Source organism: Sphingopyxis sp. QXT-31, assembly GCF_001984035.1.
In the GTDB taxonomy this organism is placed as follows: domain Bacteria; phylum Pseudomonadota; class Alphaproteobacteria; order Sphingomonadales; family Sphingomonadaceae; genus Sphingopyxis.
Genome location: NZ_CP019449.1, coordinates 745,384 through 760,074, shown reverse-complemented (window position 1 = coordinate 760,074; position 14,691 = coordinate 745,384). Strand labels below are relative to the sequence as shown.

Annotated in this window: 13 protein-coding genes and 1 tRNA gene; 8 read left to right on the top strand and 6 right to left on the bottom strand. The window is 66.1% G+C overall.

All coding sequences use genetic code 11. The features are described 5' to 3' along the window. Positions 1-3: 3 nt before the first annotated feature. Genes BWQ93_RS03805 through BWQ93_RS03795 form a run of 3 tightly spaced genes read right to left on the bottom strand, consistent with a single transcriptional unit; the run spans position 4 to position 2,563 of the window. Entirely contained in the window at positions 4-537 is a 534-nt protein-coding gene (locus BWQ93_RS03805; protein WP_077029356.1) for a phage tail protein, read from the bottom strand. 18 nt (positions 538-555) lie between these two features. Next, on the bottom strand, positions 556-2,142 hold the full coding sequence (locus BWQ93_RS03800; RefSeq protein WP_077029355.1) for a phage tail sheath family protein: 1,587 nt from the start codon (positions 2,140-2,142) through the stop codon (positions 556-558). Positions 2,143-2,185: 43 nt separating this feature from the next. Beyond that, positions 2,186-2,563 carry a hypothetical protein gene (locus tag BWQ93_RS03795; RefSeq protein ID WP_077029354.1) on the bottom strand — a complete coding sequence of 126 codons (378 nt, stop codon included), beginning with the start codon at positions 2,561-2,563 and terminating at the stop codon, positions 2,186-2,188. 378 nt (positions 2,564-2,941) lie between these two features. Between BWQ93_RS03795 and BWQ93_RS03790 the strand changes: the two genes are divergently transcribed. After that, entirely contained in the window at positions 2,942-4,396 is a 1,455-nt protein-coding gene (locus BWQ93_RS03790; protein WP_077029353.1) for a coniferyl aldehyde dehydrogenase, read from the top strand. A gap of 3 nt (positions 4,397-4,399) precedes the next feature. Here the strand turns inward: BWQ93_RS03790 and BWQ93_RS03785 are convergent, their stop codons facing one another. Then, positions 4,400-5,497, bottom strand: coding sequence for an AI-2E family transporter (locus BWQ93_RS03785; RefSeq protein ID WP_083720598.1), 1,098 nt, complete (start codon positions 5,495-5,497; stop codon positions 4,400-4,402). Between the two features lie 102 nt (positions 5,498-5,599). Here BWQ93_RS03785 and BWQ93_RS03780 point away from each other — a divergent pair. From BWQ93_RS03780 to BWQ93_RS03755, 6 genes are all read left to right on the top strand, one after another. Then, positions 5,600-5,684 (top strand) — tRNA-Leu (locus tag BWQ93_RS03780). Positions 5,685-5,941: 257 nt separating this feature from the next. Next, positions 5,942-6,559 carry a PilZ domain-containing protein gene (locus BWQ93_RS03775; RefSeq protein WP_077029352.1) on the top strand — a complete coding sequence of 206 codons (618 nt, stop codon included), beginning with the start codon at positions 5,942-5,944 and terminating at the stop codon, positions 6,557-6,559. Positions 6,560-6,760: 201 nt separating this feature from the next. Further along, a complete protein-coding gene (locus BWQ93_RS03770; protein ID WP_077029351.1) occupies positions 6,761-8,563 on the top strand; it encodes a DUF885 domain-containing protein in 1,803 nt (600 codons plus the stop codon). 487 nt (positions 8,564-9,050) lie between these two features. Next, positions 9,051-10,238 (top strand): acetyl-CoA C-acyltransferase, encoded by a 1,188-nt coding sequence (locus BWQ93_RS03765; RefSeq protein ID WP_077029350.1) that lies wholly within the window; start codon positions 9,051-9,053, stop codon positions 10,236-10,238. Positions 10,239-10,580: 342 nt separating this feature from the next. Next, positions 10,581-11,045 carry a DUF1090 family protein gene (locus tag BWQ93_RS03760; protein WP_077029349.1) on the top strand — a complete coding sequence of 155 codons (465 nt, stop codon included), beginning with the start codon at positions 10,581-10,583 and terminating at the stop codon, positions 11,043-11,045. 131 nt (positions 11,046-11,176) lie between these two features. Next, the gene (locus tag BWQ93_RS03755) at positions 11,177-11,569 is read left to right on the top strand and encodes a hypothetical protein (protein ID WP_077029348.1); all 393 of its coding nucleotides are present in this window, start codon (positions 11,177-11,179) and stop codon (positions 11,567-11,569) included. A gap of 35 nt (positions 11,570-11,604) precedes the next feature. Here BWQ93_RS03755 and BWQ93_RS03750 read toward each other — a convergent pair whose 3' ends face one another. Then, positions 11,605-12,063: an SH3 domain-containing protein gene (locus BWQ93_RS03750; protein ID WP_077029347.1), complete on the bottom strand. Its 459-nt coding sequence runs from the start codon at positions 12,061-12,063 to the stop codon at positions 11,605-11,607. Positions 12,064-12,189: 126 nt separating this feature from the next. On the opposite strand from BWQ93_RS03750, the gene BWQ93_RS03745 reads away from it, so the two are divergent. Next, complete coding sequence (locus tag BWQ93_RS03745; RefSeq protein WP_077029346.1) at positions 12,190-13,188, top strand: 2-hydroxyacid dehydrogenase; 999 nt, start codon at positions 12,190-12,192, stop codon at positions 13,186-13,188. A gap of 18 nt (positions 13,189-13,206) precedes the next feature. Here the strand turns inward: BWQ93_RS03745 and BWQ93_RS03740 are convergent, their stop codons facing one another. Further along, positions 13,207-14,610 (bottom strand): NAD(P)H-dependent flavin oxidoreductase, encoded by a 1,404-nt coding sequence (locus BWQ93_RS03740; protein ID WP_077032186.1) that lies wholly within the window; start codon positions 14,608-14,610, stop codon positions 13,207-13,209. Positions 14,611-14,691 lie beyond the last annotated feature (81 nt).

Genomic DNA, 14,691 nt, shown 5'->3' with positions numbered 1-14,691 from the left:
ATCCTAGAGCGTCGGCTCGGTGAAGCTCGGCTCGCTCGGTTCGGCGACGTCATAGTCGCGTTCCCAGCCCTCATTCTCCAGCTTGAGCGTCTGGATCGCGACCGCGCTCGCCGAGGCGTCGAGGTCGGGAAAGGCCACGAACTCCGACGGCCAGCAGCGGAACAGGCGATAGGCGAGGACGAGCTGTCCGGCTTCGTTGTAGATTTCGAGGACGAGGTCCTTGCGGAAATCCTTCAAGGACACCTCGGCGCCGAGGCCCGAGCCGAAATTCCACACCTTGTTCGCCCATTGCTCGAAGGTCGTGTCGTGGGTGACCCCGCGTTCGAGCGTGATCGCCTCATATTCGGTCTGGCCGGGCGACTTGCGCGAGGTCGAGGGGTCGCCGCCTTCGCGGAACTTGACGACCTCGGTGCTGCGCTTGAGCGCGCTCATCTTGCTGAGCCCCGCGAGATAGGCGCCGTCGGGCAGGCGCAGGCGGAACTTATAGGTCTTGTACGGGTCGCGCCGCTCGGGGTTGACGCTGAAAGGTGGTGCCATGATCGCTCTCCCTTAGGGTCAGGCCGCGGTGCGGATCTGCTGGATGGAAATGACGACGAATTCGGCGGGCAGCAGCGGTGCGAAACCGACGACGATGTTGACGATGCCCCGGTTGCGGTCGTCCTGCGTCGTCGTGCTGCCGTCGCATTTGACGAAATAGGCGTCGCGCGGGCTCGCGCCCTGGAAGGCGCCCTGCTTGAACATGCGCTGCATGAAGGTGCCGACCGACAGGCGGATCTGCGCCCACAGCGGCTCGTCATTGCCCTCGAACACCACCCATTGCGTGCCGCGGTAGAGGCTTTCCTCGATGAACAAGGCGAGGCGCCGGACCGCGAGATACTTATAATCGTCGGAAAGCTGGTCCGAACCCTTGAGCGTGCGCGCGCCCCAGACGGTCAGGCCGGTGCCAGGGAAGCTGCGCAGGCAGTTTACTCCCAGAGGGTTGAGCAGGCCGTTCTCCTCGTCGGTCATCTTGACCGTCAGCCCCTCGGCGCCGGCGAGCGTCGCCGACATGCCCGCGGGCGATTTCCAGACGCCGCGGGCATTATCCGTGCGGGCGATGATTCCCGCCACCGCACCGCACGGGACGAAGCTGTCGAGCTGGCCGCCGCGCTTGGGATCGCGGCGCAGGATGCGCGGAAAATAGAGCGCGGCATTGTCTGCGAAAGCGAGCGACAGCACCGAGGTCGCGCCATTGAGCTGCTTCGCCTTGACGATCGCCGCGGCCTCGTCGGGCTTGTCGTCCCAGTCGGCGGGCGGATCGACGATCAGCACCGCGCGCTCCGCCTTGCAGAATTGCGCGGCTTTCTCGTTGACCGTGCGCGGCAGCGTGCCGTCGCGCTCGTCGGGTGGGATACAGAGCAGGTTGAACAGGTCGGCTTTCTTGAGCGCATAGATGCCCGTCTTCTTGTCGCTGTCGCCGATAAAGTCGGTGTCGAGCAAAGGCGCGCCGTCGTTGCCATTGAGGCCCGTGCCCGTCGCATTGTTCGCAGGGCGGTTGCCGAGCTTCGGCGTGCCGTCGTTGTTGATCTGACACTGGACGAGGCTCGATTCGGCCGCGAGCACGCGGTCGAAGCGGCGCGCGCCGCCCGTGGCCTTCACCGTCAGGTTGCGGAAAATCTCGACCGCGCCGGTAGTCTTGTCCTCGATCCGGAGGTCGAAGAGGTCGGCGACCGCGAGATCGTATTTCAGCGCGGCCGCGGCGGCCCCGACGGGATCGGCCTGGTCGGGATGCGTCGCGAGGCCGGTGAGCGCATTGCCCCAGGCGCCCGGAGTCGCCGCGCGCAATGCGAGCGCGCCCACGTCGAGAACCGCGATGCCGTCGTCGGCGGCGCCGAGCGGCTTGAACAGCCGGACGATCTCCGCCTGACCGCCGCCATTGGCGTAGAAATCGTCGACCGCATAGGACAAGGGCCCTGCCGACCACAGCCCGCCGAAGCAGCGCGTGAACTCGCCATAGTTGAAGCAGGTCGTCGGCTGGTTCACCGGGCCGCGCAGCGCCCGCCCGACAAAGGCGGCGATCGAGGTCGCGACGCCGCTGACGGTGCGCACCCCCGATCCCACTTCCTGAATATAGACGCCGGGATAGGTCAGAGTCTCGGGCATGGCGGCACTCCTTGTCGCCCTTCATGGGCATGGATCGGACGGATCAGTCGAGCTTGAAGCCCATCAGGATGGTGATGTCGGCTGCGTCGGTGGCCGAGGCGTTCTTGAGCGTCAGCGTCTGGAGATCGCCAGCGAACAATTTTATCGCCTCGCCATAGAGGATCAGCGGGCCGGTGATCTTGGTCCGCGTCGCGGTGTCGGCCTTCACGCCGACCGACCCGTCGTTGATCGACGAGGTCAGGATGAAGAAGGCGAGTTTTTCGACATCATCGATCTGCAACGCGAGCGCGCGATCGGCGCTCGCCTTGGCGAGGGTCACCTCGGCCGACGTGATCGCATCGACCTCGACGCTCCCGCCTTCATTGGCCCCCGCCCCCGAAGGCGTACCGCCGCTGAACGACCATGAAAATTTCTGTGGCATGACGGCACAACCCCCTTTGCTGAAGAGCAAGCGACGAAGTTTGTGCGACCGGAATTTTTTGGTTGAGGCGCCGGGCTAACATGAGTCGGCCCGGGCCCGATTGGACGAATACGCCAAATATATCTTCGCCGTACAAGTACGGCCAAGTAAAGCTGGCGATTCGTCGATATTCTGGTTGAATGGATATTTGGATTTCGACCGGGAGACACTGTGCCCCGGAGTTTAAGCAAAGCCTATCGAACAAGGTTAATGCGGAGGGGCGCCGCCGCGATTTTGCGCGCCCGCGCCTCTCCCATGCAGCCGAAGAGCCGGTTTCATCTTGCAACCCGCCGCGCGGCATGATCAAACATCGGCCGCAAACCATAAGGGAGACGGGTCATGGCCACCGCGATCAAGCAGGATTTAGCCGGCGAAACCGCGCGCATGCACGAAGTGCTCGCCGCGCAAAAAGCGAGCTTTACGGCCGCCATGCCCGAGAGTCTTGGCGTCCGCACCGACCGCATCGACCGCGCCATCGCTTTGCTCGTCGACAATGCCGAGGAATTCGCCAAGGCGGTAAGCGAGGATTTCGGGCATCGCAGCCGCGAACAGACGCTGATGACCGACATCATGCCCTCGGTCAGCGCGCTCAAGCATGCGAAGAAGCATATGGCCGCCTGGTCGAAGGGCGAGAAGCGCAAGCCCACTTTCCCGCTCGGGCTGCTCGGCGCCAAGGCGGAGGTGGTCTATCAGCCCAAGGGCGTCGTCGGCGTGGTGGCGCCGTGGAATTTCCCTGTCGGCATGGTGTTCGTGCCGATGGCGGGCATCCTCGCCGCAGGCAACCGTGCCATGATCAAGCCGAGCGAATTTACCGAGAATGTCTCGGCGCTGATGGCGCGGCTGATCCCCGATTATTTCGACGAGAGCGAGATCGCGGTGTTCACCGGCGATGCCGAGGTCGGCGTCGCCTTCTCGAAGCTGGCCTTCGACCATATGATCTTCACGGGCGCGACGAGCGTCGGGCGCCACATCATGCGCGCCGCCGCCGATAACCTCGTCCCCGTCACGCTCGAGCTTGGCGGCAAGTCGCCGACCTTCATCGGGCGCAGCGCGAACAAGGAACAGGCGGGGCAGCGCGTCGCGCTCGGCAAGCTGATGAACGCCGGGCAGATCTGCCTTGCGCCCGATTATCTGCTCGTCGCCGAGGATCAGGAGGGCGAGGTGATCGACAGCGTCGTGCGCGGCGCCGCGGCGCTCTATCCGACGCTGCTCGCCAACGACGATTACACCTCGGTGGTCAACGTCCGCAATTACGACCGGCTGCAGGGCTATCTGGCCGACGCGCGCGAGAAGGGCGCCGAGGTGATCGAGGTCAATCCGGGGGCTGAGGATTTCGCCAGCGCCAACGGTCACAAGATGCCGCTCCATATCGTGCGCAATCCCACCGACGACATGAAGGTGATGCAGGAGGAAATCTTCGGCCCGATCCTGCCGGTCAAAACCTACAAGAGCATCGACGACGCGATCGACTATGTGAACGCGAACGACCGCCCGCTCGGTCTCTATTATTTCGGACAGGACAAGAGCGAGGAGGAGCGCGTGCTGACGCGGACGATTTCTGGCGGCGTGACGGTCAACGACGTGCTGTTCCACAACGCGATGGAGGATCTGCCATTTGGCGGCGTGGGTCCGTCGGGCATGGGCAACTACCACGGGCTCGACGGTTTCAGGACGTTCAGCCACGCGCGCGCGGTGTATCGCCAGCCCAAGCTCGACGTCGCGGGGCTGGCCGGCTTCAAGCCGCCCTATGGCAAGGCGACCGCGAAGACGCTGGCGAAGGAACTCAAGAAGTAGGGTTCAGTCCTGCCCGGCGATCTTGATGTCCTTGCCCAGCAGCGTCTTCACATAGATGCGCTGGACCAGCACATAGACCACCACGGTCAGCGGCGCGGCGAGCAGCACGCCGAGGAAGCCGAACAAAATCCCCGCGGCGACCACCGAGAACAGCAGCACTGCGGGCGGCACGTCGACCGCCTGCTTCTGGATCATCGGCTGCAGGAAATTGCCCTGCAACTGCTGGATCACGAGGAACAGGACCAGCGTCCACAGCGCGGTCATCGGGGAGACGGTGAAGGCGAGCAGCACGGCGGGAATACCCGCGATGATCGGGCCGATCATGGGGATGACGTCGAGCAGTCCTGCGATCAGCCCCAAGCCGCCCGCCGCCGGAACGCCGAGCAGCGCGAGTCCAGCCCAGGTCAGCCCCGCGACGACCAGCGACGACACCGCTTGCCCGACCATCCAGCCCTTGAGCCCGCGCCCGGCATCGGCGAGGGCGAGCGCCGCGGTCGGCTCGGCCTTTTCGGGGAGCAGCAGCAGCAGCCCGCGGCGATAGGTCGCCGGGTCGCTCGCGAGGAAGATCGCCGCGACGAGCACGAGCACGAAATCGGCGATGCCGCTGCCCGCCGCGAGCGCATAGCCGCCCGCCTGCGAAGCGAGCCGCGAGATGTCGTCGCCGCCGACCTCGGCGAGTTCGCGCACGCGCTGACCGAGGCCATAGCGGTCGAGAAAGGCCTCGACCCCGCGCAGCGCCTGCGGGATCTGCTCGCGGATCGTGTCGACCTCGCGCGCGAGCTGCGATCCGAAGAGCATGAAGGCGCCGACGAAAATCGCGACGATCCCCGCGACCGACAGCGCCAGCGCAATGCCGCGCCCGATGTTCGTCTTGCGGCAAAGCCAGCTCGCGATCGCATCGAAGATCGCGCCGAGCACCACCGCGGCGAAAACGAGCATGAAGAAGCGCGTGAGCGTGACCGTCAGCCATGCGACCCCGACGATCGCGAGCACGATCACCGCCGCGACGGCGATCCGGCCGGGGGACCATGCAGGCGCGGGCGGCGCCTTGCTGCGCGATCGGGCGGCGGGAGCGGCGGGAGCGTCGGCGTTTTCGGTCATGCGACCACCTTATCGGCACCGCGCGGGGGCGCAACCATCCGCATGCACATCATTCGCGCTGGACGCGGGCGGGGGTTTTGTGGCAACGGCGCTGCTCCACGGGCCCCTGTGGTGAAATTGGTAGACGCGCTCGACTCAAAATCGAGTTCCGCAAGGAGTGCTGGTTCGAGTCCGGCCAGGGGCACCATCGACGCATTGGCAGAGGCGCAATGCTTCCAATCCGGCAATATTTAACGCGCTGTAGTTGGAAATTATTCACATTCTAAAGGCATTCTGCGCAGAAGCCCTGACGGTGCCTTGTCTTGTCCTTAACGATCCCGGTGGGCCAGCCAGAGGATCGGGGATGGGCGGCAGTCGCCGGGACCGAGGTGGGGTAGAAGCCAAGTGGATGAATTTTAGCAGCTTTATGTCTCTTCTGGGCGCTGTTGGAATCAGGAGGAAGGCATGATCGAACCCCGCTTCTCTCCTCCCGGAGAAGATCAGGATGTGGAAGGCGACCGCCGCGGCGGCGACCGCTATCGCACCGTGTGGCGCATCGCGAAGGTCATGCGCGACGGCGACGCGGGGCTTTGGCGCGTGCGCAACATGTCCGACGGCGGGATGATGCTCGCGGTCGAGGTCCCCGTGACGGTGGGCGAACGGCTCGAAATCGCCTTGTCCGAAACCGTCGTGATCCACGGCCGCGTCGCCTGGTGCGAGGCAGGCAAATGCGGCGTCGCCTTCGACGCCGCGGTCGATGGCAATGAAGTGCTGCGCCAACTCGCCGCCGAACAGCAATCGGGCGACTATCGCGCCCCGCGCCTGCCGCTGCATACGCGCGCGCAGCTGATCACCGACGGCCAGGCCAGCGACATCGAGCTCGCCGATCTGTCGCAGAGCGGCGCGGGTTTCGTGCACCGGCACGGCCATTTCGAGGTCGGCAAGGCGCTCGAACTGGTGCTGCCCGGCGGCATCCGCCGTCAGGCGATCGTCCGCTGGTCGCGCGGCGGCCGCGGCGGGCTATGGCTGACCGAACCGCTGGGCCGCGCCGACATGGAGAGCATACGGCACTTTCAGGGGTGATGGGCGACCGGTGACGAGCCGCCATCCAAATCCCGTTCGTGTCGAGCGAAGTCGAGACACCCCGACATGTTGCGCGCCCCAAGCGTGTCTCGACTTCGCTCGACACGAAAGGAAACCGGGGTGGTCGTTCGGAAGCCGATCCCGACCCGCATTGCCCTCTCCCGCATCGCCCCTATAACCCCTTCAAACGAAAGGGGTCCCATGCAGCTCAACCGACGCGAATTCTCGCTGGCCATCGGCGCCAGCCTCCTTGCCGCCCCCGCGGCGCGGGCCGCCCCCGGAAACAGCGACGCCGCTTTCACCGCCTTCCTCGACGCGGCGTTCGAGGCCGAACTCCATCTCGACCCCGAACAGCTCACCAGCCTCGGCCGCAAGGAGCAGCAGGACCGCTTCACCGACCCCAGCGACGCCGGGGCCGAGGCGCGGCTCGCCTGGCGCCGCGCCAGCGTCGCCGAGATGACGAAGCGCTTCGACCGCGCCGCGCTCGGCGAGGATGCGCGCGTCTCCTACGACATGTGGGCGCTCGAACTCGAGCGCGCCGAGGCGTCGACCAAATGGCGCGGGCATGGCTATATCTTCGACCGCAACGGCCCGCACACCGGGCTGCCCAATTTCCTGATCAACCAGCACCGCGTCGACACCCCCGCCGACATGGAAGCCTATGCCGCACGCGTGACCGCGCTCGGGCCGACGCTCGACATCTATCTCGATAGCGCCAAGGCGTCGGCGGCGAAGGGCATCCGCATGCCCGGCTTCGCCTATGACCAGTCGATCGAACTGATCGGCCGGCTCACCACCGGCGCCCCGTTCGGCGAGGGCGCGGACAATGCGCTGTTTGCCGACGCCAAGACCAAGGTCGCGGGGCTCGTCGCGGCGGGCAAGATCGACGCCGCGGCCGCCGATGCCTTCGCCGCGCGCATCGCCGAGGCGATGACCGGCTCGCTCAAACCCGCCTACGACCGCATCGCGGGCTGGCTCGCGGCCGATCGCGCCGCGGCGGGCACCGAACCGCGCGGCGCGGGCGCGCTGCCCGACGGCGCGGCCTATTATAACGCGATGCTACGGCTCCAGACGACCACCGGCATGACCGCCGACGAAATCCACGACCTCGGCCTGTCCGAAGTCGCGCGCATCCGCGGCGAGATGGAAGAGCTCAAGGCGAAGATCGGTTACGAGGGCAAGCTCGAGGATTTTTTCCTCTTCCTGCGCAGCGACGACCGTTTCTATGTCGCGAACGACGATGCCGGCCGCGCCGCCTATCTGCAGAAAGCCGCGGATTATCTCGCCGGCATGCGCGCGCGGCTGCCCGAGCAGTTCGGGCGGCTGCCCAAGGCCGACCTGATCGTCAAGCGCGTCGAGGCGTTCCGCGAGGAGCCGGGCGGCGCGGCGCATTATTCGCCCGCGGCGCTCGATGGTTCGCGGCCCGGCATCTATTATGTCCACCTCGCCGACACCCGCGCAACCCCGATCTACGAGATCGAGGGCACGACCTATCACGAGGGTCATCCCGGCCATCATATGCAGATCGCGCTCGCGCAGGAGATGACCGGCACCCCCGAGTTCCGGAAGAATTATTTCTACGGCGCCTATGGCGAGGGCTGGGCGCTCTATGTCGAGCGGCTCGCCAAGGAGATGGGCTTCTACACCGATCCCTACAGCGACTTCGGCCGCCTCGGCCGCGAAATCTGGCGCGCGATCCGGCTGGTGGTGGATACCGGCATCCACGCCAAGGGGTGGAGCGAGGCTGAGGCCTTCGCCTATTATTCGGCCAATTCGCCGCAGCCGGTGGGCAAGATCCGCTCCGAAATCCGCCGCTATTTCGTGACGCCCGGCCAGGCGACCTCGTACAAGGTCGGCATGCAGCGCATCCTGGCGCTGCGCGACAAGGCAAAGGAGGCGCTCGGCGCCCGCTACGACCAGAAGATGTTCCACGAGATCATACTCGGCCGCGGCTCGGTGCCGCTGCCGGTGCTCGAGGCGCAGGTCGATCGCTGGATTGGGTAGTGACCGATCTCGGGTGGGAGCGGACGTTGATCTCCCCTCCCTGCAAGGGAGGGGCCGGGAGTGGGTGGCCGCCGAAGGCGGCGCTCTGCCTCTTGCTCGCTTCGCTCGCTACCCACCCCTAACCCCTCCCTAAAAGGGAGGGGAATTGCTTAAATCACTCCTTTCCAGACCTTCGCCACCCGCCCCCAAACTCCGCCGCGAAAAACCGCTTTCCTAATAAATCTCGCTATGGTTCAAGATTGGCGGACAACCGGCGCCCCTCGCGCTCGGGCCCGCGACTCGACCGCCGATCGCCTTGGGGTGGCAACGCCGAGGGGCTCGCTATTGGACTGAACTTTACTGAACTTTGGCGCGTCGCCGCGGGGTATAAGGGCCATCACCCTCGGCCAACGGCGACCGGGGAGATCGGCTTTCCTCCCCCTTTCGCAGTTGCAGCATTTGGGCTAATCGGGCCGCCGATCTGTTTTCCCCTACGGAGTCTCTCGCTATGACCGCCACCGATCCCGTCGTTTTCCTCTCCTATGCGCGCACTCCGATGGGTGGCATGCAGGGCGCCTTGTCGGACGCGAGCGCGACCGACCTCGGCGCCACTGCGGTCAAGGCGGCGGTCGAGCGCGCGGGCGTGTCGGGCGACGATATCGAGCGTATTTATATGGGCTGCGTGCTCCCTGCCGGGCTCGGCCAAGCACCGGCGCGCCAGGCCGCGATCAAGGCCGGCCTGCCCAAGTCGGTTCAGGCGACCACGGTCAACAAGGTGTGCGGTTCGGGCATGCAGACCGTGATCATGGGCGCCGAAGCGCTCGCCGCGGGCAGCATCGATCTGGTCGTCGCAGGCGGCATGGAATCGATGACCAACGCGCCGTACCTCCTCAAGAAGCATCGCTCGGGCGCGCGCATCGGGCACGACACCGCCTATGACCATATGTTCCTCGACGGGCTGGAAGACGCCTATGAGGCGGGCCGCGCGATGGGCACCTTCGCGCAGGACACCGCCGACGCCTATCAGCTCTCGCGCCAGGCGCAGGACGATTATACGCTCGAATCGCTGAGCCGCGCCAAGGCCGCGATCGCCGACGGCGCCTTCGCCGCCGAGATCGCGCCGGTGACGATCGCCGGCCGCAAGGGCGACGTCGTCGTCGACACCGACGAGGCGCCGGGCAAGGCGATGCCCGACAAGATCCCGACGCTGAAGCCCGCCTTCGCCAAGGACGGCACGATCACCGCCGCGACCAGCAGCTCGATCTCCGACGGCGCCGCCGCGGTGGTGCTGACGCGCCAGTCGGTCGCCGATGCCAAGGGCGCCAAGCCCGTCGCGCGCCTCGTTGCCCACACCGCGCATGCGCAGGAGCCCAAGGACTTCACCGTCGCCCCCGTCGGCGCGATCAACAAATTGCTCGCCAAGACCGGCTGGTCGATCGGCGACGTCGACCTGTTCGAGGTCAATGAAGCGTTCGCCTGCGTCGCGATGTTCGCGATGCACGACCTCGGCATCCCGCGCGAAAAGATCAACGTCCATGGCGGTGCGACCGCGCTCGGCCATCCGATCGGCGCCAGCGGCACCCGCATCATCACCACGCTGATCGCCGCACTCCAGCGCCACGGCAAGACCCGCGGCATCGCGAGCCTGTGCATCGGCGGCGGCGAAGCGACCGCGGTGGCGATCGAACTCGTCTGACCACCCGTCCCTCCCCCTTGATGGGGGAGGCAGCGAGACTTGGAAGCTTGCTTCCTAGTCGCAGCGGTAGGGGTGATGGTGCAGGCGTGGGCCGACGCACGAGACATCACCCCCACCCAACCCTCCCCCATAAAGGGGGAGGGCTTTTTTGTTGGCGCCGACCAAGTTCCTGAAACTCGTCGCAAGACGGCGCCCCTTCGTCGTTCCGCCGCGACAAATTGCGACACTAATGTCCTGAAAATAAACGCGCCGTTCCGGAACAATTCAAAACGACTCGCGTAATCCATTCCTCAGTCATCGGGCAGATCCCCTCCCCCTGACCGACTGAAAAGGAATGGCACAATGAAGAGCAAATTTCTCACCGCCGGCCTGATCGCCGCGATGATGGTTCCCGCGGTTGCGCAGGCGCAGACCCGCGAAATCCGCAAGGATCGTCAGGACGTCCGCGAAGAGCAGCGCGAGCTGCGCGATGCGAAGCGTTATGGCGACCGCAGCGACGTCCGCGAGGAACGCCGCGAACTGCGCGACGCCAAAGGCGACCTGCGCGACAGCAAGCGCGACTGGCGCCGCGACACGCGCTACCAAAATTATCGCGCGCCGTTCAAATATCAGCAGTTCCGCGTCGGTGCGACGCTCCGCTCGAACTACTACGCGCCGAGCTATCGTCCGACCTGGGACAGCCGCTGGGGCGTGCCGCGCGCGGGCCGCAATCTGACCTATGTCCGCCACTATAACGACCTGTTGCTCGTCAACACGCGCAACGGCCGGGTGGTGCAGGTCTATCGCAACCACTTCCGCTGGCGCTAAACCAGCGGGTCATGGGGAGGGCCGGACGGGCAACCGTCCGGCCCTTTCGCTGTGCCCGGTGCCAGAATGGGGTTGCGTCCGCGTTCGGCCACACTTAGCCTTCCCCCTGGGTCACGCAGGGGAGACTGTCCATGAAAAAGCTGGTTCTGATCGCGGCGCTGGCCGCCTTGTCGGCCTGTTCGGAAAAGACCGACGAAAAAGCCGAAACCGCCGCGCCGGCCTCCGAGGAGGCGCCCGCTGCTGCGGCCGCACCGACGACCGCACCCGGCAGCTACGACGTGAAGATGGCCGATGGCACGATGGCGTCGACCGTGATCAACCCAGACGGCACCTATGTCGATGTGGGTCCCGACGGCAAGGAAATCAAAGGCAAGTTTGCCAACAAGGATGGCAAGGATTGTTTCGACCCCGACGGCGACGAGCCCGAGGCATGCTGGACGGTCAGCGCCCCCGGCGCCGACGGCAGCTTTACCGCCACCGATCCCAAGGGGGTGACGGTGACGGTGACCCCGAAGAAGAGCTGATCAGCCGCGCTGACGGCGCGGCGATCGCCCCGCCGTCAGTCGCCCCAGATATGGTCGGTTTGGATCCAGCCGCGGCGCCCCTTGACGTCGAGCATGCACCAGCCGTTCGCGCAGTCGCTGATCTTGCCGACGACACCGGGCTCCGCGCGGTAAAGGACGGGCGACGAACTGCTCGCCGCTTCGCGCAAAGGGCGGATATCGCCGACGACGATCGCGGTGCGCGTGCGGCTGAGAAGCCGCGCCGCCATCCAGCCCTGCGTACCGTCGGGATCCTCGATCTTGCGCCAGGTCTCGTGCCGCGCGACCACCTTTACCGGCAGGTCCTTGCGGCGATATTCCCAGATCACCGGCACGTCGGGCGACGGCCCCTTGCGCATCCGCGCCTCGTCAACGCTGATCGACGCCCAATAAGGGAGTTCGGGGTCGGACTGTGCTGCCGCCGGTCCCACCACGGCAAGGCTTAGCAAGATCACGGCGAAATGTCGGCTGGTCATCGCTGATCCTTGTCGCAAGCGCCGCGCTTTTTCAACCGGCGACGATCACAAATGCGCCGGACTACCCACCGGTTGCGCAGCAACGCGCCCCTTGACCCCCCGGCGCGCGCGCGCTCTATCGGCGCCATGCCCGATTCATCCCGCCCACGGCGCCCGCGCGTCATCGTCACCCGCCAGCTGATGCCGCATGTCGAGGCGCGCATGGCCGAATTGTTCGACGTCGCGCTGTCGGCGCAAGACCATGCGTTCAGCAAGGACGAATTGAAGGCCGCGGTCGCCGATTGCGACGTGTTCGTGCCGACGGTGACCGACGAGATCGACGCCGAGGTGATCGCGGCGGCGGGCGAACGGCTCAAGCTGATCGCCAATTTCGGCGCCGGGGTTGACCATATCGACCTCGCCGCCGCGCGCGCCAGGGGCATCATGGTGTCGAACACCCCGGGGGTGTTCACCGAGGATACCGCCGACATGACGATGGCGCTGATCCTCTCGGTCCCGCGCCGGCTGGCCGAGGGCGAGAAGCTCATGCGATCGGGCCAGTGGCAGGGCTGGGCACCGAGCGCGATGCTCGGCCACCGCGTCGGAGGAAAATTGCTCGGCATCATCGGCATGGGGCGCATCGGCCTCGCGGTCGCGCGGCGCGCGCGGGCGTTCGGGCTGTCGATCCATTATCACAACCGCCGCCGCCTGCCCGAGGCGATCGAAGAGGAACTGGGCGCGAGCTATCATGCGAGCGTCGATACGCTGCTGCGCATCAGCGACGTGGTGACGATCCATTGCCCGCACACGAGCGAGACGCACGAGATGGTCAGCGCGGCGCGGATCGCGGCGATGAAGCCCACCGCCTATCTGATCAACACCGCGCGCGGCGAAATCGTCGACGAAGCGGCGCTGATCGCGGCGCTCAAGACCGGACGCATCGCGGGCGCGGGGCTCGACGTCTATACGCACGAACCCGCGGTCGACCCCGAACTGCTCGCGCTCGACAATGTCGTGCTGCTGCCGCACCTGGGCTCGGCGACGATCGAGGGGCGCGAGGCGTCGGGCGAAAAGGTCATCGCCAATATCCGCGCGTGGAGCGACGGGCACCGGCCGCCCGATCAGGTGCTGGAGGGGTGGGCCTGACCCTCCCCTCCCGGCGGATCAATCGCCGGTCAGGATCCGGTCGACGAGCTGCTTCACCGTGGGCGTGAAGTTGTTCGAGTAGAAGGGATCGGTCTTGAAGTTGAATGCGGCATGGCCCGCAAACATCAGATTCTGCTCGGGGTCGCCGCCATGCGCGATGTCCTGCAGCGTCTTCTGGATGCAAAAGCTGCGCGGGTCGGCGAGGTAGCCGGTGGTGTAGTCGTCATGGTCCTTCCACGACGAAAAAGCGCAATGCGACAAGCAGCCCATACAGTCGGTCTGGTCCTTGCGGATGATCGCCTTGTCGCTGTCGGTCACGAAGACGACGGTGTTGTCGGGAGTCTTGAGCGCCTCGGTATAGCCTTCGGCGAACCAGTCGCGCGCGCGGGCGCGGTCGTGGGGGGTGACCCAGAAATTCTTGCCCTTCACCCCGACGTCGAGCTGGACGATATGGTCGCCGGCTTCCTGCTTCGAATAGGGGATCTGGCGCTCCGAGCGCGCCTCGAGATCGCGCAGGAACGGCGTGCGCACCGCGCTCGAATAGAAGCCGGTCGGCGAGAAGCGGTGGAGCAGCACGTCGCCGTCGTCGAGGGTGCGGAGGCGATCCTTCCACGCCTGCGGGATCGGGCTTTCTTCGGTGAGCAGCGGCCGCGTTCCGTACTGGAAGACGATCTGGCCGAGTTCGGGATTGTCGATCCAGTCCTCCCAGTCGCGCAGATACCAGACCCCGCCCGCCATCACGATCGGCACGCTGTCGGCGATGCCCTCGGCGCGCATCGTGTCGCGCACCGCCTTCACGCGCGGGAACGGATCCTGCGGCACCAGCGGGTCTTCGGCGTTCGACAGGCCGTTGTGGCCGCCCGCAAGCCAGGGATCTTCGTAGACGACCGCGCCGAGCAGGTGCGGCACCTTGTGATAGGCGCGCTTCCACAGCGCGCGAAACGCGCGCGCCGAGCTGATGATCGGCAGATACATCACATTGTGGCGCTCGGCGATTTCGCTGAGCCTGTACGGCATGCCCGCGCCGCAGGTGACCCCGGCGATCATGCCCTTGGTCCGCGACAGCACGCCCTCGAGGATCTGCTGCGCGCCGCCCATTTCCCAGAGCACGTTGATGTTGATCGCGCCCTTGCCGCCTGCCAGTTCATAGGCGCGCTCGACCTGCGCGACGGCGCCGTCGATGCCGTACTGGATCAGTTCCTCGTGGCGCTCGCGCCGGGTCAGCGCATTATAGACCTGCGGAACGATCTTGCCCTCGGCGTCGTAGCTGTCGGCGTTGACCGCCGAGACGGTGCCGATGCCGCCCGCCGCGGCCCAGGCGCCGCTCGACATATGGTTGGTTGCGGACACGCCCTTGCCCCCCTCAACCAGCGGCCACACTTCGCGGCCGCCGTAAACGATGGGCTTCAAACCTTTGAACACGAGAACCTCTTTCTCTCCGCCCGACTGCATGGCGCAATCGGGCCCCGATTTGCGCTTCCGTAAGCGGAAGGCGACGCCGAA

Coding starts and splice junctions, on each gene's coding strand:
- BWQ93_RS03805 (WP_077029356.1), bottom strand. CDS start 537: ATGGCACCACCTTTCAGCGTCAACCCCGAGCGGCGCGACCCGTACAAG.
- BWQ93_RS03800 (WP_077029355.1), bottom strand. CDS start 2,142: ATGCCCGAGACTCTGACCTATCCCGGCGTCTATATTCAGGAAGTGGGA.
- BWQ93_RS03795 (WP_077029354.1), bottom strand. CDS start 2,563: ATGCCACAGAAATTTTCATGGTCGTTCAGCGGCGGTACGCCTTCGGGG.
- BWQ93_RS03790 (WP_077029353.1), top strand. CDS start 2,942: ATGGCCACCGCGATCAAGCAGGATTTAGCCGGCGAAACCGCGCGCATG.
- BWQ93_RS03785 (WP_083720598.1), bottom strand. CDS start 5,497: ATGACCGAAAACGCCGACGCTCCCGCCGCTCCCGCCGCCCGATCGCGC.
- BWQ93_RS03775 (WP_077029352.1), top strand. CDS start 5,942: ATGATCGAACCCCGCTTCTCTCCTCCCGGAGAAGATCAGGATGTGGAA.
- BWQ93_RS03770 (WP_077029351.1), top strand. CDS start 6,761: ATGCAGCTCAACCGACGCGAATTCTCGCTGGCCATCGGCGCCAGCCTC.
- BWQ93_RS03765 (WP_077029350.1), top strand. CDS start 9,051: ATGACCGCCACCGATCCCGTCGTTTTCCTCTCCTATGCGCGCACTCCG.
- BWQ93_RS03760 (WP_077029349.1), top strand. CDS start 10,581: ATGAAGAGCAAATTTCTCACCGCCGGCCTGATCGCCGCGATGATGGTT.
- BWQ93_RS03755 (WP_077029348.1), top strand. CDS start 11,177: ATGAAAAAGCTGGTTCTGATCGCGGCGCTGGCCGCCTTGTCGGCCTGT.
- BWQ93_RS03750 (WP_077029347.1), bottom strand. CDS start 12,063: ATGACCAGCCGACATTTCGCCGTGATCTTGCTAAGCCTTGCCGTGGTG.
- BWQ93_RS03745 (WP_077029346.1), top strand. CDS start 12,190: ATGCCCGATTCATCCCGCCCACGGCGCCCGCGCGTCATCGTCACCCGC.